Genomic DNA, 18,068 nt, shown 5'->3' with positions numbered 1-18,068 from the left:
GAGATTGCGGCCGAACTGGTCGAGCACCTGCGAGCCGCCCTGCGTGCTCCCCTGGGTCTGCTCGCCGGCGCCCGAGGCGACACCCGCGGGCTCCTTGCCCTGGTAGCCCGAGAGCAGCTGGATGACCTGCTGGCGCACCTTGTTGAGGTCTGCGCCGAGCTTGACGAGCACCTGGGCGGCGACGCCCTCGCCCTCGCGGATGAGGCCGAGCAGGATGTGCTCGGTGCCGATGTAGTTGTGGCCGAGCTGCAGGGCCTCGCGGAGGCTGAGCTCGAGCACCTTCTTGGCGCGCGGCGTGAAGGGGATGTGGCCGGTCGGCTGCTGCTGGCCCTGGCCGATGATGTCCTGCACCTGCTCGCGCACGGCGTCGAGCGAGATGCCCAGGCTCTCGAGCGCCTTGGCGGCGACGCCCTCGCCCTCGTGGATGAGACCGAGCAGGATGTGCTCGGTGCCGATGTAGTTGTGGTTGAGCATCTTCGCCTCTTCCTGGGCGAGGACGACCACACGACGGGCACGGTCGGTGAATCTCTCGAACATCTCGTTCACTCCTCCGGGGCGTCTCGGGCGGTGAGCCCACTGCGCCTTACAACGAGGGTAGCCAGCGGGCCCGGACGGAAGAGCGTTGTTCGCCGTGGGCATAGCGCACGTGAAACGCAACGGAACGCTTGCGCCGCGGCATCCGCGGGGTTTATCGTTTGTCGATACCAACGTTTATCGATATGGAATGGAAGGGCTCCGATGAGCGACCTCGCCGTGGGCACGGCTCCCGCCCGCGCAGACCGCGTCACCATGCGGGTGATCGGCGGACTCGTGATCGCCATGGCTGTCGCACTCGCGGCCGGGCAGACCATCGCGGCGGCGCACTACGCATGGGCCGCCTCCGTCGACCTCTCGCTCCTGGCCGACGCGCCCGTGCCGGTCGAGCCCGGCCGGGGCGTCGAGGCGGCGGCCGTCGAATCGGTGACGCTGGCCACGGATTCTCTCAGCGCCGGTGCTCGCGCACTGTTCGCCGGCTCCGCCCTGGTGCTGGGACTCACCGCGCTGATCGTCGGCTTCGCGCTGGCATGGCTGGTGTTCGCGGCCGCGAGCGGTCGACCGTTCCGTGCAGCGGTCTACCGCTTCAGCCTGGCCGCGGGTCTCGCCCTCGTCCTCGGTCCGCTGCTGGCGACCGCCCTCAGCGGGTTCGCCTCGATGCAGGCCGCCGTCGAGCTCAACGGGGCCGTCGACGGCATCCTGCTCGTCGGCTTCGGCGTGACCTCGTGGGGGCTCACGATCCCGATCGTCGGGCTGGGCGTGATCGCCCTCGCCTATCTGCTGCGTCGCATGGAGAGCCTGCATCGCGAGACGGAACTGCTCGTATGACCCCGGCCGAGGACGAGGGACCTTCGGGGGTCCACTGCCGGCTCGACGAGCTGCTCGTGCAGCGCGGCATGACGCTCACGCGGCTGTCCGAGCTCGTCGGCGTGTCGGTCGTGAACCTGTCGATCCTCAAGAACGACCGCGCCCGGGCGATCCGCTACTCCACACTGTCGGCGATCTGCCGGGCGCTGGACTGCGAGATCGGCGAGCTGCTCGTGCGCGCGGACTGAGGGATTCCGGATGCCGGGCGCCCGGCATCCGGAATCCCACGGCTCAGTCCTCGCCGATGATCGGCACCCGGACGTTGTCGTACTGGTCGCCCGTCAGGATCGCGACGACGTCGTCGTCGAACTCGCCGGTGACCTGCGCGACAGTGGCGCGGGGTGCCATGTCCATCGTGCAGGCCTGGTCGGCCGGCGGGTCCGCGAACGTGACCGTGACCTCGGTCGCGCTCGTCGCGGCGACGTCCGAGATCACCGGCACGCAGGTCGACGAGCCCCACGTGAGGATCACGAACTGGCCGTCGTCTGCCCACCCTGCGCTCGGCTGGTAGTCCGTGGAGCCACCGGCGGCAAGGCCCGGGACGCCGTCGAGGTCGGTGTCACCGGTGTACACGCCGGTGAGGCGGATCTCGAGATCCTGCGTCGGATCGACGCCTTCCGGTACGGCGACGACCGTGGCGCGCGAGACATGATCCGCGGTGCAGGCCGTATCGCCTTCGGCGTCCACGAGCTTGACCGTCATCACGCCGTCGGCGTACGTCGGCTCCTCGGCGACAGGGATGCACGTCGAGCTGCCCTGGGTGACGATGCCGATCATGCGGCCGCTGTCGAGCCATGCGGCGCCGACCGCATCGTCGTCGTGCCCCCCGCTGTCATCGGTTGCGGTCGCCGTCGGACCGGGAGTGTCGCCGGAACCGGCAGGCGTGGCGCACGCAGCCAGGAGGCCGGTGACGACGATCAGCGAGCCGATGCCCGCGGCGAGACGGGTGCTGAGGTTCATGGGCGACGACCTTTCAGTGGCACGGATGCCGCGGATGTCGGCATCCCTCACCGTAAGAGTGTCACGGCTCGACGTCTCACCGACAGGCTGCAGCGGCAGCAGAGGCCCCCGGACGCCGGCCCGCCGATCTCCGAGATCGACCTCTCACGCCGGCCGAACCCCGCGGAGACTCTCATGAATGTCCTCGACGAAAGCGTCGATCTCGCGGACACCCGTGACCGGGCCGCCCGCGAGCAGGCCGTCGATGCCGAACAGTACAGCGGTCGGCACCTTCCAGTCCTCGATGGAGCTGCTCACCAGATGATCGACATCGTGCAGGGACTGCGGTTCGGTGAGCTCGCTCAGCCAGCCGCTGTCGTGCGCGTGCGTGAACATCAGGCGGACGTCCACCTCGGGCAGGAGTTCGCGGAACTCGGGGGTCTTCTCGATGACCATCGAGCACGACCCGCAGCTTGCCGACACCGCCAGCATCAGCAGCGGGCGCGATCGGGTGAGGTCACGGAGGTTCACCCGCGTACCGTCCGCCAGAACGAGCGGGACGGCGGGGGTACGCGTGCGGATGTAGTCCAGCTCGCCGTCGCCGTCCACGGCCGCCTCGCCCACGGGAGACTCTGCCGCCTGCGCGGCGCCGGCGGCGACGGTCTGCGGTTCGTCCGGCCAGAGGACGAGCACGGCCGTGAGGGCTGCGGCGGCGGCCCCCACCACGGTCCCCCACCAACCCGCGACAGCCACGGCCAGAACCCCACCCAGGAGGGGCGCCGTCCAGATGACGGCCGCGGAAGCCACGGCGAGGGCCAGAAGCCACGAGTTCCGCATGATCGTCACGCGGGTGATGCGACGCTTACTGCCGAAACACGCGCATGACGCGTCATCCGAGGCGCCGTGCGCGCGGACCACCAGCCACAGGTACCCGGCCATCAGGATGACCGCGACGATCGCGGCCGCCAGGCCGAGCCAGCCGCCGAGCACCACCAGGCCGACGGCGAGGGCGATCTCACCCCACGGGTGGAGCCGCAGCAGCCATTGCTTGCGGAAGACCTTCGGGACGCCGAGTTCTCCCCACCCGACCAGATCGTCGGGGGTCCGGAGTTTCGCGACCGCGCTCGCGATCAGGACCCCGGCGAGAATGAGAGGCAGGGTGACGGTGAGCGCGTCGATCACACGCTGATGCTACTCGCGCGCGGACGCAGTGAGGCCGCGCTTCGCATGGGTTGCGTGTCGGTGCAGGACCTCGGCGTAGAACCGCGCGTGTGCCCGCGCCACCTCGGCGTCGGTGAGCAGCCCGGGCGTGGCAGCGGCGCCCGTGGCCAGACGCTCGCGCAAGGCCGGGTCTGCAGCCAGCGCCTGCAGCGCAGCAGCGAGCGCGCCGACGTCGCGGGGCGGGACTCGCAGTCCGTTCACGCGGTGCTGCACCCACTCCACCGGTCCGCCCTCATCCGCGACGATGACGGCGCGGCCGGCAGAGAGGTACTGCAGCACGTTCTGCCCGAGCGGCTCCGCACGAGTGGAGCACTGCACAGCGATGTCCCATCGCGTGAGGAGCGCGTCGATGTCCTCCACATGCCCGAGCATGACGAGGCGGTCGGCGATACCGAGACGCTCGGCCAGCAATCGAAGTTCATCACGGTGCGTGTCGTGCCCGAACGGAGCGGAACCTGCCAACTCGAGGACGGTGTCGTCGACGAATGCCGACGCGAACGCCTCGATGAGCAGCTCCTGGCCCTTCCACGGATCGATGCGGGCCAGCATGCCGATGCGGAGCGGTCCCGGTTCTCGCGCCGCCGGGACGGCCGACGGCGCGCGCAGACCGGAGGCGCTCGGGATGACGGCCGTGGCCGCTCGCTCTCGGAGATACGGCAATGCCGTCTGCAAGGTCGTCTGGGAGTTGGCGACGACCCCGTCTGCACGAGGGAGTACGAGCCGGCTCATGATCCTGTGGCCGACGCCACCGAGTGCGGCCTGGTCGACGGTGTCGCGCAGATGCACCACGAACGGCCTTCGCGACAAGGTGACCGCGAGCGCCCCGTACGCGGCGGACCGAGCACTGTTGGCGTCGACGAGGTCGGCGGTGCGAAAAGCGGGGTGCACGCGGGTCGCGGCGGCCTGCACGATGAGGCTCACCGCTGCGGCGATCGTCGCGCCGCGTCGGCCGGATGAGACCCCGGCGGGCTGCGGGATGCCGGTGACCGCGCGTCCGACCGCCCCGTCGAGGTGATCGAACGCGGGTCCCGTCGTCGGCGGCGTGAGGAGGAACGGCCTCCACGGCGGACCTGCGGACAGCATGCGCGCGAGCGCCAGCTCCGCGCCCCCGGCGACCGCGGTGTGGTCGAGGTGGAGCACCCGGGCCGCAGCACTCTCGGCGTCGTCGGCAGGCATGCTCACCGACGGTTGTCGTCCGAGCGGGGCAGCTCGGCTGCCGACCCTGCGCCGGCCGAAACCCCCTCGACGAGATCCGGTAGCCCCTCCCCGGTCTCGACGACGTGGAGGTACCGTTCCACATCGCCCTTCGGCATCCCATAGAGCACTTCGGCGAGGTGAACCAGTGGCGGCACCTCCTGCTTCACGAGCGCGGCATAGGCCTCGTCGCCTCGACCCTCGGGGTCGATGATGTCGTCGTCGTGGCCGACCGATCTGCGATCGGCGATCCGATCGATCGCAGTGCGCAGGTCATGCACGGTCGTCGCGCGCACCGGCTCCAGCGACTCCGCGATCCGACCGGCCTCGCGGATGGTGAACGCGCGTCGCACGGCGGCGGGCTCGCGCTGCAGGACGGTGTCGAGCAGCCGCCGTGAAGCAGTGAGCACCAGGTCCGCTTCACGGAGGTCGGCGTCCGTCAGACGGCGGGCGGCATGCGATGATCCGTCAGCGCCGAGCGCCGCGGCGATCATCTGCACGCGAGCGCTCATCGGCTCTCCGACCGGAGCCACCAGCCCGGCGCTGTGCGTCCGCACGCGGCCAGCGAGCTCTGGAGGCAGGTACCACTTGGACCACAGCGTGAGGAGCGCGTCTGCGAGCGCGGAGCGATGGAGGTTGCCCGCGCAGATCGTCAACACGACGAAGTCGTCAGCCAACCACGCACCTCCCTATCCCTCAGCCGGCTGAACCGGCAATAGGGTTGCTGGGCAAGCATACTAGGAGGCCATCCGTGCGCGTCATGCGAGTCTCGCACAGTGCCGCAGTCGCCGAATGGCGCGGGCGCGAACGGGCCCTGCGCGCTCTGGGAATCGACGTCAAGCTGATGAGCGCCCGTCGGTGGCATGCCGGTGGAGCCGAGACGGACTTCGCCGCCAGGGCGGGTGGTGACGACCAGGCGACCCCGGTCGACACGTGGGGGCGGCATCCGGCTCTCTTCCTCTACGACCCGCGTCCGCTCTGGCGTGCACTGGGCGAGAAGTACGACGTGATCGACCTGCACGAGGAGCCGTTCGCCCTCGCGACCGCCGAGGTCCTGCTGTTGCGGTGGCTGCGTCGCAATCGGGCACCGGTCGTGCTGTACACGGCGCAGAACCTCGACAAGCGCTACCCACCGCCCTTCCGCTGGCTCGAGCGTCATGCGTTGCGCCGCGCGAGTGGCGTCTCGGCGTGCAACAGCGCCGCCGCGCGCATCGCCGAGCGCAAGGGGTTCGCCGGTCGCGCGCGCGTGATCCCGCTGGGCGTCGACCTCGATCGCTACGCCCCCACGCCGGAAGTCCCCCCGTCGAAGGACGACGTCGTCGTGGGATTCCTCGGCCGTCTCGTCGCCGAGAAGGGGGTGGAGGTGCTTCTGCGCGCGGCGGCGATCGAGCCGCGGCTCCGGCTGCGCATCGCCGGCGCCGGACCGGCGCAGCGCGATTTCGAGGTCGCCATTGCGACCCGGGGGCTGGCGGAGCGCGTCGAGATGCTGGGGCCCCTGGACCCCGAGGACGTCCCGGCCTTCTACAGCACCCTGGATGTGCTGGCCGTGCCGTCGATTCCGCGAGCGGGGTGGACCGAGCAGTTCGGCCGGGTCGCCGTCGAGGCGATGGCCTCGGGCGTGCCTGTCGTCTCGAGCGACGCGGGGGCACTCCCCGACGTCGTCGGCGGGGCGGGGCTCGTCGTGCCCGCGGGAGACGCCGCTGCGCTCGCGACCGCTGTCGTCGAAGCCGCCACCACGCGCCGCACCGAGCTTCGTGAGGCCGGCTTCTCCCGGGCGGCAGAATGCTCGTGGGATGCCGTCGCACGCGACTACGCCCGCCTGTACCAGAGCGTGACCAGCCGCCGCGTCGCGCCGAAGGGCAGCGACCTGCGCCGGCGACCCCTCGAGATCGTTGTCGTGGCTTACGGCGCGCCGACGCTCCTGCGCCGAGCCCTCGAGCCCGTGCGCGAGCTGCCCGTGACCGTCGTCGACAACTCCTCGCTGCCCGAGATCGCCGCTCTGTGCAAGGAGCTCGGTGTGCGCTACCTCGACCCTGGGCGCAACGGGGGGTTCGCCGCAGGGGTGAACGTCGCCCTCGACGACCGCCTGGTGCCGGGGGCCGACGTGCTCCTGCTCAACCCTGATGCCGTCATCACGGCGGACGCCTGCACTGCGCTGCATGAAGCCCTCGCCGGCGATCCGGGCCTCGCCTCGGTCGGGCCCGCGCAGTCCGACGGACGCGGTCATCGCGCTCGCGTCGAATGGCCCTTCCCCAGTCCGCGCAAAGCATGGCTGGAGGCAGTCGGCCTGGGGCGCCTGCAGCGCGGCGCGACCTACGTCATCGGGTCGGTGCTGCTGCTGCGTGCGGAAGCGCTGGACCAGGTGGGCGGATTCGACGAGCGGTTCTTCTTGTATGCCGAGGAGACCGATTGGGCATATCGCGCACACCTCCTCGGGTGGCGTCACCGGGAGGTGCCCAGCGTGCGCGCTCTGCATGCGAGCGGCGGCACGAGCACCGATCCCCGTCGACGAGAGGCTCACTTCTTCGCCTCACAGGAGCGGTACTACCGCAAGCACTTCGGTGCCAGAGGATGGCGGTCCGTGCGCGCTGCCGCATGGTTGGGGGCGCTTGCGCGCTCGGTGCTGCTCCGCGACGACCGCCGCACCGTCGCCCTCCGGCGAGCAGCGATCTACCGTCGCGGCCCCGTCCAGGTCGAGGCGCAGCTCGACGCGACGTCGGTCAGCTGAACAGCCGCCGCCCGAGTCCGGGACGACGGCGCCATTGCACAGCGATCCCGCGCAATGGCGCGACGCGACGCAGCGCCGCCCGCACCCGCTGGTACCGCAGCACTGCCGAGATGTACCGGACCGCCTCGTCATCGCCGCCATGCACGGCGTGCGGGAGCATCGCCTTCCAGACCTGCATCGTCGCCGCCGACATCCGCACGTCGACGGGACGGACCGTGGACGGACCGTCGAAACATGCCGGATCGCGTGCGCCCGCGATGTGGAGCGCCCAGTAGGTGCGGGTGCATTTTTCGCAGCGACCGCAGTTGTGCGACAGCTCCTCGCCCTGCCAGCACACCCGGAGCTGGCCGAGGAGTAGGGGCTCGGTCGCGACGATCCGCGCCTTCTCGGTGCGGGACATCGCGGCGCCGTCGTGGATGATCCGCATCGTCCCCGACGACAGGAGCGGGTCCGTGATGGGGTTGGATCCCCACGGCATGGCGAGTCTGGGGTACGACGCTCCGCTGGCGATGAGGCCGACGCCGAACTCAGGCGAGAAGAGCTGGAGCACGGCCGCAAGACCCAGGCCGTGCGCGAGCTCCCATTTCTGGTCGAGGTCGCGGAAGTTGGTCGCGACGCCGCGCAACTCCAGCCCGAGCTCAGCGGCGCTGCGACGCGCACGCTCCCGCGCGCCGAGGAACTCCGCTTCTCGTCCGAGGCTGATGTCGAAGCCGTGCACCATCAACAGGGCCCGCAGCTCTTCTGTTCGCCACCCGGCCAGGCGGCGGGCATGCCGGATGGCGGTGAAGGTGGCATCCATTCCTCCGGAATAGGCGCTGATAGCCGGCGCCGACGGCAGCGGAACGATGTCGACCACCTCGTCGGCGGTGATCGCGACCGGGAGATAGCGGTCCGGGAGCCACGAATGCAGGGCGGCTTGCCATTCGTCCAGGTTGCTCAGTAGCGCGCGGCTGACCGCCCCGTGGACGTGCACAGCTCCGCCGCCCGTCATCCAGAACAGCAGCGAGGCGACGAGGTACACGTCGGCCAGCCGCGGGTCGAGCCCACGTCCATCGAGCTCACGGAACCACAGCGCGAACGGCGCCCCGCGCCCTTCGATGCTCGCCGAGCGGATTCCCCTGCCCGCCTGACTCTCGTCCGGGACGATGTGCCCCTGATCGACGGTGTCCGTCACGCTGCCCCCTTGAAGCCCAACACCGCTCAGACTACGCGGCGACGACACCGGAGGGCATCGCTCATTCGGGAGGCCGCCGATACAGTGAAGCGTGGCCCGGATCGTCCAACTAGCCCCCTTCATCGGGCCGGGCGCGGGCGTCCCCGGCGTGGCATACAACCTCGACCGGGAGTTCCGTGCGCTGGGCCACCAGGTGGAGAGCTTCACGTTCACCACCGCCCGCGCGGGCCGGCGTGAACCGTTTCGGGCGCGAGGGCGCTGGAGTGCGCGAGCACTCCAGTCGTGGCGCACCGTGTGGTTCAGCACCGCGGGCACCCGACGTGCGCGCGCCTTCCTCGCGGAACGACCGGATGCCGTCTCCCTCTGCCATGGCAAGGTCGTCGCGGGCGACGTGTATGTGAATCACGGGGTCCTGCTCGCGGCCATGCATGCGCACGGCGCGAGTCTTGGTGGCTTCCTGCGTGACCCCACCCGCGTGTTCACCTTCGTGCGCGACCGCGCACGACTGCGTTCGAACGTGCACCGGCGCGTGGTGTGCCTGACCGACGGAGAGGTCGCTGCGCTCAGGCGAACGTTCGGCGCGGTGCGACCGCCCGTGGTGGTGATCCCGAACGGCGTCGACCTGGAACGCTTCCGGCCACCGACGATCGCGGAACGCCGAACGGCTCGCGAACGGCTGAGACTGGACTCCGAGCATCGTGTCGCCCTCTTCGTGGGCCACGAGTTCGAGCGGAAGGGCCTGCCCCTCGCGATGAGGGCGCTCGTTCATGCGACCACCGTGCTGCTGCTGGTCGTCGGCGGAACCCGCTCCATGGTGGCGCGCGCGCAACGCGAGGCCGAGCGACTGGGCGTCGCCGACCGGGTGCTGCTGCTCGGGCAGCAGTCCGACCTCTCGACGTACCTCGCAGCGGCGGACATGTTCGTGCTGCCGAGCTCGTACGAGTCGAGCGGACTCGTCTTCCTCGAGGCGCTCGCGAGCGGCCTGCCCGTCATCGCGACCCGCGTCGGGATCGCACCCGCGGTCATCGAGGACGGCCGAAATGGCTGGCTCGTCGACCGTGATCCTGTGGATATCGCGAGGCGTCTCGAACAGGCGGCGGCCGCGGAGCCGGGAACGTTCGCCGTCGCGGCCCGCAGCACTGCCGAGCGGTTCGGATGGCGCTCGGTCGCGATGCAGTACATCGAGCTGCTGGAGACGGTGCGCGCCGAACGGGATGCGGAGCGACTCGCATGACCGACCGGCCACTGCGGATCGTCCACGTCGTGCGAACCCGCAGCTTCGCGGGCGTCGAGCGGTTCGTCCTGCGTCTCGCAACCGCGCAGGCCGCCGCCGGCCATCGCGTCGCCGTCGTCGGCGGCGACCCTGAGCACATGGCGCCCGCCCTGCGGGCGGCGGGTGTCGGGTTCGCGGCGTCACGGGGTGCGGTCCATGACATTCTGCTGATCCGGCGCGCCGCGCGGCGAGCCGACGTGGTCGCCACCCATATGACGGCGGCCGACTCTGCTGCCGCTACTGCACTTCTGGGGCTCTCCGCAGCCCTGGTCGCCACGAGACACTTCACGCGCCGCCGGGGCAGCAGGTGGCCGCGTCGGATATATCCGGTCATCGAGCGACGCATCGACGCCGAGATCGCGATCAGCGACGCGGTCGCCCGCTCGATCGGCATCCCCAGCACCGTCGTACATTCCGGCGTCGAGGACGCTGCGGCGCCCGATCCCGCCGCGAGGACTCGCACCGTCCTCATGGCACAGCGCCTGCAACCGGAGAAGCGCACCCGCGCCGGGCTCGCGGCCTTCGCGGCGTCCGGGCTCGCGGAGGACGGCTGGCGGCTGCAGATCGCCGGCTCGGGGCCCGAACAGCTTCTGCTGGAAGCCGATGCCCGGTCGTTCGGCATCGCCCACGCGGTGGAGCTGCTCGGCTTCCGTGACGACGTGCTGGAGCTCTATCGTCACGCGGGTCTCTTCCTCGCGCCGTGCCCCGTAGAGGGGCTCGGGCTGTCACTCCTGGAGGCCATGTCGACGGGGCTGCCCGTGCTCGCGGCCGACGCAGGAGGGCACTCCGAGGTCCTCGCCGGCCTCGATCCGCGCGCCCTCTTCGCGGCGGACGACATCAGCGCCGCCGCAAGGTCGCTCCGCGCACTGGCGCATGATGACGAGGGCCGCCTCGCGCTCGGCGCCGCAGGACGCCGCCGGCAGCGCACGGCATTCTCGATCTCGTCCCAGCTCGCCGGCACAGAGACCGTCTACCGCAGAGCCATCGCAGCGCGCGAGAACCGGGATCGTCGTATGGGCCCTCCAGGAGCCCCCGACGCTCTCACGGACCGGGGTGCGCGATGACCGATCTCGTGGTGGTGTCGCTCGAGGCGTGGGACCAGGTGTGGCGGCGCAATCAGCATCTCGTCGCTCGGCTGCTGGAGGACGACCCGGAACTCCGCGTGCTGTTCGTCGAGCCGCCGGCCGATCCGCTCCACGACCTGGCCACGCGGCGCCGCCCCGCCGGCGCACATGGACCGGCGCCAGCCGGGTTCGGCGGCCGCCTTCTGCGGTTCCGTTCGCTGAAGCCACTGCCGCGGCGACTCGATCCGCGCGCTGACGAACGGCTCGCCCTGGCAGTGCGACGCGCCGTCGAGAGGGTGAATCTGCACCGACCGCTGCTGTGGATCAACGACCCGCGTGCGGCCGACCTCGCCCGGTCCACGGGCTGGCCGACCCTGTACGACCTTACAGACGACTGGCTCACCGCCGACCGTCCGGTTCGTGAACGGGAACGGCTCCGGCGCGGGGAGGAGTGGCTGCTCGCGAACGCACGTGCCGTCGTCGCCTGCTCGGCAGAGCTGGTGCGGCGTAAGGCCCCGCTGCGGGGGACGATCGATCTCATTCCGAACGCCGTCGATGTCGTCTCCTACCGGAGAGCGCGACCCCGTCCTGCCGACCTCCCCGCCGCTGCGGCCGTCTATATGGGAACTCTTCACCGCGACCGGCTGGATGTCGATCTGTGCGTGGCCACCGCCCGCGCGGTGGTGGGTCGGGGCAGCGTCGTACTCGTCGGCCCGAACGCCCTGCACGCGGATGACACGGAGCGGCTGGAGGCGGCCGGCGTGAGCCTGCTCGGAGCCCGGCCACGCGATGAGGTCATCGGCTACCTGCAGCACGCCGACGTCCTCCTGGTCCCACACGTTGTGACGCCGTTCACGGACAGCCTCGACCCCATCAAGCTCTACGAGTACGCGGCGGTCGGGCGGCCGGTGGTCTCCACAGCCGTCGCGGGATTCAGAGACACCACCGACCCCCGCGTCCTGGTGGCATCAGCATCCGAATTTCCCGGCACCGTCGCGTCGATGCTCCCCGCCAAGAGCCGCTTTCCGGAAGGCACGGATGCCCCAGCGCCGGATTGGGACGACCGGGCCGCCGCCATGCGGGCCGTCATCGACCGGATGCGACGACCGTGATCGGGCCCGACGCCCCGTGCGCCGTCACACCCGGGCGAGGACCGCGCGCAGCTGTCGCCACGACCATGACCAGTCGCGCTGCTCGGCGCGGGCACGGGCTTTCGCGGCGAGAGCTGAGCGTGACTCGGGGTCGTTGATCAGCCCTCGCAGAGCCTCTGCGAGAGCCGCAGGGTCGTCCGGCGGCACGAGGATGCCGGCATCGCCGACCGCTTCGGGGATACCCCCGATGCGGCTGGCGACCACAGGAAGGCCGGTCGCCAAGGCTTCACCCACGGTCAGCGGGGACGGGTCGGGCCAGCGGGACGGTACGACGAAGACGTCGGCAGTGCGCAACAGCGCCGGTAGCTCAGGCCGCGGCACGAAAGTCCGGAAACGCACGTCGGCTCCGCTCTGCGCGGCGAGCGTGCGCAGCTGTCGCTCGTGGTCGGTGAGCGGCGCGTCGACGGCGAAGCCCGGCCTTCCCACGATCAGCAGCTCGAGGTCGGCGCCGCTGAGCTGCGCGATCGCGCGCACGAGCACGTCGGCGCCCTTGTCGGGGATCACGCGTCCCATGAACATCACGCGCAAGCGGCTGGGCGACCGGTCAGGGTCGGGCGAGAACTGCGTCGCGTCGACGCCATTGCCGACGACGTGGACGCGTGGGCTCAGCGGTCCGGGGAGGCGCGCGCGGGTCTGCTCGGCGAGCGACTCGCTCACGCAGACGATGGCGGCTGCCGACTGCAGCATCCGTCCTGCCTCCCTACGGGAGTAGGTGCGGAGCAGATCGTTGTGGGCGTAGAGCACCACCTGATGAGGAGAATCGCGCAGCAGCCACGGCAGGATCGGGGCGTTGTGCGCGACGACGATCGACGGCGGCTGCGCCCGCACCGCATCGGCGATGGGTCGATAGTACGCCGCGACGGCACTGCGGGTCAGGCCGAGCCGCCCGCGCAGGGCGTCGACGTAGCGCGCCCTCCTGCGCGGTCCGCGTGCACCCGCGTATTCGATCACGTCGGCGCTGTCGTACCGCGGCTGCCAGGTCGACCGGTCGACGACGACCGCTGCGCGCGGCTCACCCGCCTGCTCGGCCGCCGTGGCAAGACCGTGGACCACCGTCGGGATGGCGGAGCCGGTCAGTGGCGAGAAGTGATCACCAGGGGTGATCACATGGATCATGCGGCGTCCCGACACGGGCCCATGCTACGCGAGCGCGAATGAGTCGATCCCTTACGCGCAGAAGCGCCGGGAACGAGTCCCGGCGCTTCTGGGGTGCGTGCGACGCCGCTTCGCCTTACTGGTAGAAGGGCGGGTCGCAGGTCGGCGAGCCCTGCGGGAACGGAGACTTCGACGAGCAGGGCAGGAACTTGTTGACAGTCACGGGAGCAGTGACGACCGGAGCGTGGTCGTGGTCGGTCAGCGTGCAGGTGCCGCCCGTGGTGTCGACGGAGTGGCCCCACGTCACGGTCGCGGTCAGGGTCGCCGTGATGTTGCTGTTGCTGTTCGTCGAATTCGCGTAGACGAGGAGGTCGATGTAGCCGCCGGGGCCGGGCGTGATCGGCTGGCAGTAGTCCGGGGAACATGCGATGCCGAACGCCAGCGCCTCTGACGAGCTCGTGACATTGATCACGACGTTCGTGACGTAGATCGTCTGGTCATCACCGGGGTAGATGCGGATCGGGAACGCGTACGCCTTGTCCGGGTCAAGGCCAGGACAACCCGCGAAGACGTCCGAGCAACCCGACGCGCTGTTGCCGGGGAGCTTGCAGGGGTTGCCGATCAGCACGGTCGGCGGCTCGCCGGAAACGGCGAAAGCCGGCGCCGGAGCGGCGATGGCGATCGCGGGAACCGCCCACGCCATGGCCTTGGTCACGGTCCGGCGGCTGATGCCGGACTTCTGCGGTTCGAGTTCTTCCATCGTCCCAGTCCCTCCCAGAGCTGGTGATCGCCCAGTCAGGCGTAGTCAGCTGATTCGACTGAGGTCCCAACTTCCCCAGCGTCAGGCATCGCACTCCTCACGGCCAAGAAGCCCCAAGCGCGCGCGGAAGGCGATGGGTGGATGCTATCGCATTCCCACACCCCGCGCACACCCCCTAACAAGTTCGTCACACGAACGTCATCCAGCTTCGGGCATCGCCCTGACCGGGGGTTCAGTGAGCCCGGATAGGATGCGGGGGCCTGCCCATCCGAGCGCGCAGGCGAAAGGTCGCCATGACAGCCCCTGAGCAATCTCCCCGGCTGGTGAGGCAGCTGCGCTCTCTGCTGCTGCTCGCGGAGGCGCGTCCCGGAGGTTGGGCGGCATCCACTGTCGGCGCCTCGCTCGTCCTGGCCGGGCTCGACAGCCTGGGCGTCGCCGCGATGATCCCGCTCACGCAGCTCATCGCCGGCGCCGACGCCGATACGGGATTCCTCGGCTGGATCTCCGAGACGACGGGCATGTCGACGCCGCAGCAGCTCATCCCGCTGGTCGCCGGGGCGGTGGCCATCCTGTTCATCGGCAAGAGCGTCGCCGCGCTGATGTTCCGGTGGTGGCTGCTCGGCCGGACGACGCGGGTGTCGGCCACCCTGGCACGCGGGATGTTCCGACGCTACGTGCTCGCCCCGTACGCCGATCACCGCACGCGACGGCTCAGCGAGGTCTACCGCAACATCTCCACGAGCACGGCACAGGCGACCGGCGTGCTGCTGGCGACGATCAGCATGACCACCGACCTCATGATGCTCGTGGCGATCACCGCGGTCCTGGCGTACACGGCGCCGGTCGTGACCGTTCTGACCGTCGTCATCTTCGGTGGATTCGTCGTCGGCTTGCAGCGGGCGTTCCGCAGACGCCAGTCTCAGCTCGGCGAGGTGACGAGCGAGTCCGCTCTCGAGGCGTGGCAGTTCCTCATGCCCGGGCTCGACGGCTTCCGCGAGGCGCGTCTGACCTCGAGCTCGGAGCGCTTCGTCGAAGGCTTCTACCAGGCCCGGCTCCGCGGCGCGGACGCGAGCCGCACGATGGGGATGCTCGGCGAGGCCCCTCGATATGTCCTCGAGATCGGATTCGTCGTCATGATCGGCGGCATCTCGCTGGTGCTGTTCGCCACCGGCTCACCCAGCAACGCGCTCACCGTGCTCGGCGTCTTCGGTGCCGCGGCCCTGCGTGCTCTGCCCACACTCAACCGCGTGAGCTCGAACCTCGCCACGATCCGCACCGGCCAGGTCGGGCTCGAGATCGTACTGAGTTCGACCGCCGAACTGGACGAGCGCGGCTCGCACATCGAGACACCGTTGGACGACACGCGCTATCGCGGCGACATCGAGCTGCGCGACCTCTCGTTCCGCTACGCCGACGCGACCACGGACGTGCTGACGGACCTGTCGCTGACCATCCGCGAGAAAGCCACGACCGCCTTCGTCGGCTCGAGCGGTGCGGGCAAGAGCACTTTGCTCGACCTCGTCCTCGCCCTTCAGGATCCGACCTCGGGCACGATCGAATGCGGAGGGCGCTCGATCTTCCTCGACCGCGCCGCCTGGTACGACGGGCTCGGCGTCGTGCCGCAGGACGTCTTCCTGATCAATGACACGCTGCGCTCGAACATCGCCTTCGGAGTGGCGTCCGGGAGCATCGACGAGCAGCGGATCGCCGAGGTGATCCGCATGGCTCAGCTCGGCGAACTCATCGAGAGCCTGCCGGAAGGACTCGACACCGTCGTCGGGGAGCGTGGCGTGAGACTCTCGGGAGGTCAGCGTCAGCGCCTCGGGCTCGCCAGGGCGCTCTACCGGCGTCCGCGCGTGCTGGTGCTCGACGAGGCCACCTCGGCCCTCGACAATGCGACGGAGTACGAGATCGCCGAGACCCTGCGAGGCCTGCAGGGCAGCATGACGATCCTCATCGTCGCCCACCGGCTCTCGACCGTCCGCGGCGCCGACACGCTCGTGTTCCTGAAGGACGGACGCATCGAGGCGACCGGCTCCTTCACCGAGGTCCGCGACACCAACGCCGAGTTCGCACGCCTGGTCGCTCTCGGCGAACTGAACTGACGCTACGGAGCGAGCCGCGCGAACCGCGGCAGCGACGTCACACGGAAGCGCTCGAAGGGCCTGCGGGACAGCGGCGCCCCCGCAGCCGCGACGAAGGGATGCCGCATCCTCCGCCGCCAGCGATCCAGCTCCCGATCCCAATCGCGACCCGCCGCGTGGCCCGAGACGGCGCGCTTCTCGGCCATCTGCGCCTCGGTGCGCACCCAGCTCAGATGCAGAAGCGCCTGTTGACGCGGGATGACGGCGTGCACCGGCGTCGTCGCGGGCCGGGCCGGGTCCGTGTTCCATGCCGAGACATCCACGCGGAAGGTGGGCACGCCTGCCGCCTGCCGAGCATGGCTGAGTCTGGTCCCAGCCCGAACCGCCACGGGGCCCGGGTAGCTCGACTGCGTCGTCCAGAACCGTCGGCTGATCTCCAGGAATCGCCCGGATCGCGCACGGGCGTAGAGCACCCGCGCCGGGTACTCCAGCGCCGAAGCCGCGTGCGACTCAGCGGAGTCGATGGCGGTCCGGAACGCACCCGGGTCGGTCACCACCTCGTCGGTGTCGAGCTGCAGCACCCAGTCCGCACCTTCGGACGCAGCATCCAACGCGTCCTGCCGCTGCGCTGTCTCAGCCCACATGGCCATCAGGTCGGGATTGCTAAAACGGCCGGGGCGGAGCACCACCTTGCCGTCGGGATCGACGGCGGCGATGCGCGCGATGGACTCCTCGGTCGACAGCGCGTGCCCCGACCACGAGAGCCCGTCGGCGTCGAACGAGACGACGATGCGATCCACCATGCCGTAGAACGAGCCGATGCTCTGCTCGATCCACGCCGGGTCACCGGCGAGCACATAGGCGTGGATCTTCACGACGAGCGCGCCTGGGTTCTGATCGCCCGGACGCTCGCGACCAGGCCGGCGGCGGTCCCACCGACGCCGATGGCGGCGCGTCGGATGCCGCCACCCCCGCCCGCGAGCTTGGCCCGCCAACCGCGCCGCTTGACCGCGGCGACGGCACCCGCTCTCACATCACGTCCTGCCATGCGCATCGCGGTCGCAAGGTACCGGCGGAAAGTGGGGTCCCGGTGGCCGAGAGTCGTCGCGAGCAGCACCACGTGATTGCGAGCGCCGTAGTAGCGGTAGCGGGAATCGAACCGCGCACCCTTGGCGTACTGGCCGGCGACATGCCGCACGACCGCCCGTGGCGCGAACACCACCCGCCAGCCGGCACGGCGGAGCCGCAGCGGCATGTCGGCGTCTTCACGCAGGCATGTTCCGGGATAGAAGTCGTGCACCCCACCCACTCTTCGCGCAGCATCCAAGCGGTACGACATGTTGGCGCCCAGCATGTGATCGGTGTCAACGACGCGCCCGGGGTCGGCGGCGAAGTACCCGGTGAGCCGCCCGTCGGGCAGCAGCAGACCGATCTGACCGACGCCCTCGGCGGCTTCGTTCGGCTGCCCGTTGAGCGCGCGCCCACCGACCGCGCCGATCGTCGGGTCGTCGTACGGTCGCAGCAGCTCTTGGAGCCACTCCGGAGAGGCATACGCGTCGTCGTCGATGTAGGCGACGACGTCGGCGTCCACGCCCTCGATGCCGATCGCCCGCGAGGTGGCGAGGGTGCCGGCGCCGTGATCGTTGCGACGGTATTCGACCCCTTCGAAATCGGCCACGACGCGGCGGGTGAGGTCGTCCGGAGACGCATCGACGACGATCGTCCGGGCCGGCGCTACGGTCTGGGCGGTGAGATGCTCCAGGCACGTGCGCACATGCTCAGGCCGCCGGTAAGTCGCGACCACGACCACCGCTCGCACGTCTGTCATCCCGCGTCATCCCCAACGGCTCATCCACGGTGGCCCGATCGCCGCCGAGCACCCATTCAACTAGATTCGTGCTCGGATGCGCATCGTCGTGTCCACCGAACTTCCGGAGGCACAGCATCGCATCGCCACGACGCCTGAGCATCGCCACCATCGCGA

General features: G+C 70.2%; 17 protein-coding genes. 7 read left to right on the top strand and 10 right to left on the bottom strand.

Features of this window, described 5'->3' with window-relative positions; all coding sequences use genetic code 11:
* Nucleotides 1–537, bottom strand: a 537-nt coding sequence (locus ACTHNQ_RS09160; RefSeq protein WP_440333027.1) for a Clp protease N-terminal domain-containing protein, incomplete at its 3' end; no start/stop codon positions are given.
* A 201-nt stretch (nt 538–738) separates the two neighbouring features.
* Here ACTHNQ_RS09160 and ACTHNQ_RS09155 point away from each other — a divergent pair.
* Both ACTHNQ_RS09155 and ACTHNQ_RS09150 read left to right on the top strand, forming a co-directional pair.
* Nucleotides 739–1,362, top strand: a complete 624-nt coding sequence (locus tag ACTHNQ_RS09155; protein ID WP_440333025.1) for a hypothetical protein — start codon at nt 739–741, stop codon at nt 1,360–1,362.
* Nucleotides 1,359–1,589, top strand: coding sequence for a helix-turn-helix domain-containing protein (locus ACTHNQ_RS09150; protein ID WP_440333023.1), 231 nt, complete (start codon nt 1,359–1,361; stop codon nt 1,587–1,589). The genes ACTHNQ_RS09155 and ACTHNQ_RS09150 overlap by 4 nt, the downstream gene beginning before the upstream one ends.
* Before the next feature lie 43 nt (nt 1,590–1,632).
* Here the strand turns inward: ACTHNQ_RS09150 and ACTHNQ_RS09145 are convergent, their stop codons facing one another.
* From ACTHNQ_RS09145 to ACTHNQ_RS09130, 4 genes are all read right to left on the bottom strand, one after another.
* Nucleotides 1,633–2,412, bottom strand: a complete 780-nt coding sequence (locus ACTHNQ_RS09145; protein ID WP_440333022.1) for a hypothetical protein — start codon at nt 2,410–2,412, stop codon at nt 1,633–1,635.
* Between the two features lie 93 nt (nt 2,413–2,505).
* Nucleotides 2,506–3,522 (bottom strand): MauE/DoxX family redox-associated membrane protein, encoded by a 1,017-nt coding sequence (locus ACTHNQ_RS09140; RefSeq protein WP_440333020.1) that lies wholly within the window; start codon nt 3,520–3,522, stop codon nt 2,506–2,508.
* A 9-nt stretch (nt 3,523–3,531) separates the two neighbouring features.
* A complete protein-coding gene (locus ACTHNQ_RS09135) occupies nt 3,532–4,737 on the bottom strand; it encodes a glycosyltransferase (protein ID WP_440333018.1) in 1,206 nt (401 codons plus the stop codon).
* Between the two features lie 2 nt (nt 4,738–4,739).
* A complete protein-coding gene (locus ACTHNQ_RS09130; protein WP_440333016.1) occupies nt 4,740–5,432 on the bottom strand; it encodes an arsenate reductase/protein-tyrosine-phosphatase family protein in 693 nt (230 codons plus the stop codon).
* Nucleotides 5,433–5,515: 83 nt separating this feature from the next.
* Between ACTHNQ_RS09130 and ACTHNQ_RS09125 the strand changes: the two genes are divergently transcribed.
* A complete protein-coding gene (locus tag ACTHNQ_RS09125) occupies nt 5,516–7,483 on the top strand; it encodes a glycosyltransferase (protein ID WP_440333029.1) in 1,968 nt (655 codons plus the stop codon).
* Here the strand turns inward: ACTHNQ_RS09125 and ACTHNQ_RS09120 are convergent.
* Nucleotides 7,476–8,657: a hypothetical protein gene (locus ACTHNQ_RS09120; protein ID WP_440333015.1), complete on the bottom strand. Its 1,182-nt coding sequence runs from the start codon at nt 8,655–8,657 to the stop codon at nt 7,476–7,478. The genes ACTHNQ_RS09125 and ACTHNQ_RS09120 overlap by 8 nt on opposite strands.
* 91 nt (nt 8,658–8,748) lie before the next feature.
* Between ACTHNQ_RS09120 and ACTHNQ_RS09115 the strand changes: the two genes are divergently transcribed.
* Genes ACTHNQ_RS09115 through ACTHNQ_RS09105 form a run of 3 tightly spaced genes read left to right on the top strand, consistent with a single transcriptional unit; the run spans nt 8,749 to nt 12,106 of the window.
* Nucleotides 8,749–9,891: a glycosyltransferase family 4 protein gene (locus ACTHNQ_RS09115; protein ID WP_440333013.1), complete on the top strand. Its 1,143-nt coding sequence runs from the start codon at nt 8,749–8,751 to the stop codon at nt 9,889–9,891.
* Nucleotides 9,888–10,994, top strand: a complete 1,107-nt coding sequence (locus ACTHNQ_RS09110) for a glycosyltransferase family 4 protein (protein WP_440333011.1) — start codon at nt 9,888–9,890, stop codon at nt 10,992–10,994. Before ACTHNQ_RS09115 ends, ACTHNQ_RS09110 begins: the two co-directional genes overlap by 4 nt.
* Complete coding sequence (locus ACTHNQ_RS09105; RefSeq protein WP_440333009.1) at nt 10,991–12,106, top strand: glycosyltransferase; 1,116 nt, start codon at nt 10,991–10,993, stop codon at nt 12,104–12,106. Before ACTHNQ_RS09110 ends, ACTHNQ_RS09105 begins: the two co-directional genes overlap by 4 nt.
* 24 nt (nt 12,107–12,130) lie before the next feature.
* Here ACTHNQ_RS09105 and ACTHNQ_RS09100 read toward each other — a convergent pair whose 3' ends face one another.
* Both ACTHNQ_RS09100 and ACTHNQ_RS09095 read right to left on the bottom strand, forming a co-directional pair.
* Entirely contained in the window at nt 12,131–13,276 is a 1,146-nt protein-coding gene (locus tag ACTHNQ_RS09100) for a glycosyltransferase family 4 protein (protein ID WP_440333007.1), read from the bottom strand.
* A 100-nt stretch (nt 13,277–13,376) separates the two neighbouring features.
* Nucleotides 13,377–14,000 carry a hypothetical protein gene (locus ACTHNQ_RS09095; RefSeq protein WP_440333006.1) on the bottom strand — a complete coding sequence of 208 codons (624 nt, stop codon included), beginning with the start codon at nt 13,998–14,000 and terminating at the stop codon, nt 13,377–13,379.
* Between the two features lie 293 nt (nt 14,001–14,293).
* On the opposite strand from ACTHNQ_RS09095, the gene ACTHNQ_RS09090 reads away from it, so the two are divergent.
* A complete protein-coding gene (locus tag ACTHNQ_RS09090) occupies nt 14,294–16,105 on the top strand; it encodes an ABC transporter ATP-binding protein (protein ID WP_440333004.1) in 1,812 nt (603 codons plus the stop codon).
* A 2-nt stretch (nt 16,106–16,107) separates the two neighbouring features.
* Here ACTHNQ_RS09090 and ACTHNQ_RS09085 read toward each other — a convergent pair whose 3' ends face one another.
* Both ACTHNQ_RS09085 and ACTHNQ_RS09080 read right to left on the bottom strand, forming a co-directional pair.
* On the bottom strand, nt 16,108–16,959 hold the full coding sequence (locus ACTHNQ_RS09085) for a hypothetical protein (protein ID WP_440333002.1): 852 nt from the start codon (nt 16,957–16,959) through the stop codon (nt 16,108–16,110).
* Nucleotides 16,956–17,912 (bottom strand): glycosyltransferase family 2 protein, encoded by a 957-nt coding sequence (locus tag ACTHNQ_RS09080; protein WP_440333000.1) that lies wholly within the window; start codon nt 17,910–17,912, stop codon nt 16,956–16,958. The genes ACTHNQ_RS09085 and ACTHNQ_RS09080 overlap by 4 nt, the downstream gene beginning before the upstream one ends.
* Between the last annotated feature and the right edge of the window lie 156 nt (nt 17,913–18,068).

Origin of the sequence: Microbacterium sp. (assembly GCF_051953575.1) — a bacterium.
In the GTDB taxonomy this organism is placed as follows: domain Bacteria; phylum Actinomycetota; class Actinomycetes; order Actinomycetales; family Microbacteriaceae; genus Microbacterium.
This window is presented reverse-complemented; position numbering and strand designations above follow the sequence as displayed.

What these genes read in the sequence shown, in the direction of transcription:
- ACTHNQ_RS09155 (WP_440333025.1), top strand. Translation starts at nt 739, where the DNA reads ATGAGCGACCTCGCCGTGGGCACGGCTCCCGCCCGCGCAGACCGCGTC.
- ACTHNQ_RS09150 (WP_440333023.1), top strand. Translation starts at nt 1,359, where the DNA reads ATGACCCCGGCCGAGGACGAGGGACCTTCGGGGGTCCACTGCCGGCTC.
- ACTHNQ_RS09135 (WP_440333018.1), bottom strand. Translation starts at nt 4,737, where the DNA reads ATGCCTGCCGACGACGCCGAGAGTGCTGCGGCCCGGGTGCTCCACCTC.
- ACTHNQ_RS09125 (WP_440333029.1), top strand. Translation starts at nt 5,516, where the DNA reads ATGCGAGTCTCGCACAGTGCCGCAGTCGCCGAATGGCGCGGGCGCGAA.
- ACTHNQ_RS09110 (WP_440333011.1), top strand. Translation starts at nt 9,888, where the DNA reads ATGACCGACCGGCCACTGCGGATCGTCCACGTCGTGCGAACCCGCAGC.
- ACTHNQ_RS09105 (WP_440333009.1), top strand. Translation starts at nt 10,991, where the DNA reads ATGACCGATCTCGTGGTGGTGTCGCTCGAGGCGTGGGACCAGGTGTGG.
- ACTHNQ_RS09095 (WP_440333006.1), bottom strand. Translation starts at nt 14,000, where the DNA reads ATGGAAGAACTCGAACCGCAGAAGTCCGGCATCAGCCGCCGGACCGTG.
- ACTHNQ_RS09090 (WP_440333004.1), top strand. Translation starts at nt 14,294, where the DNA reads ATGACAGCCCCTGAGCAATCTCCCCGGCTGGTGAGGCAGCTGCGCTCT.
- ACTHNQ_RS09080 (WP_440333000.1), bottom strand. Translation starts at nt 17,912, where the DNA reads ATGACAGACGTGCGAGCGGTGGTCGTGGTCGCGACTTACCGGCGGCCT.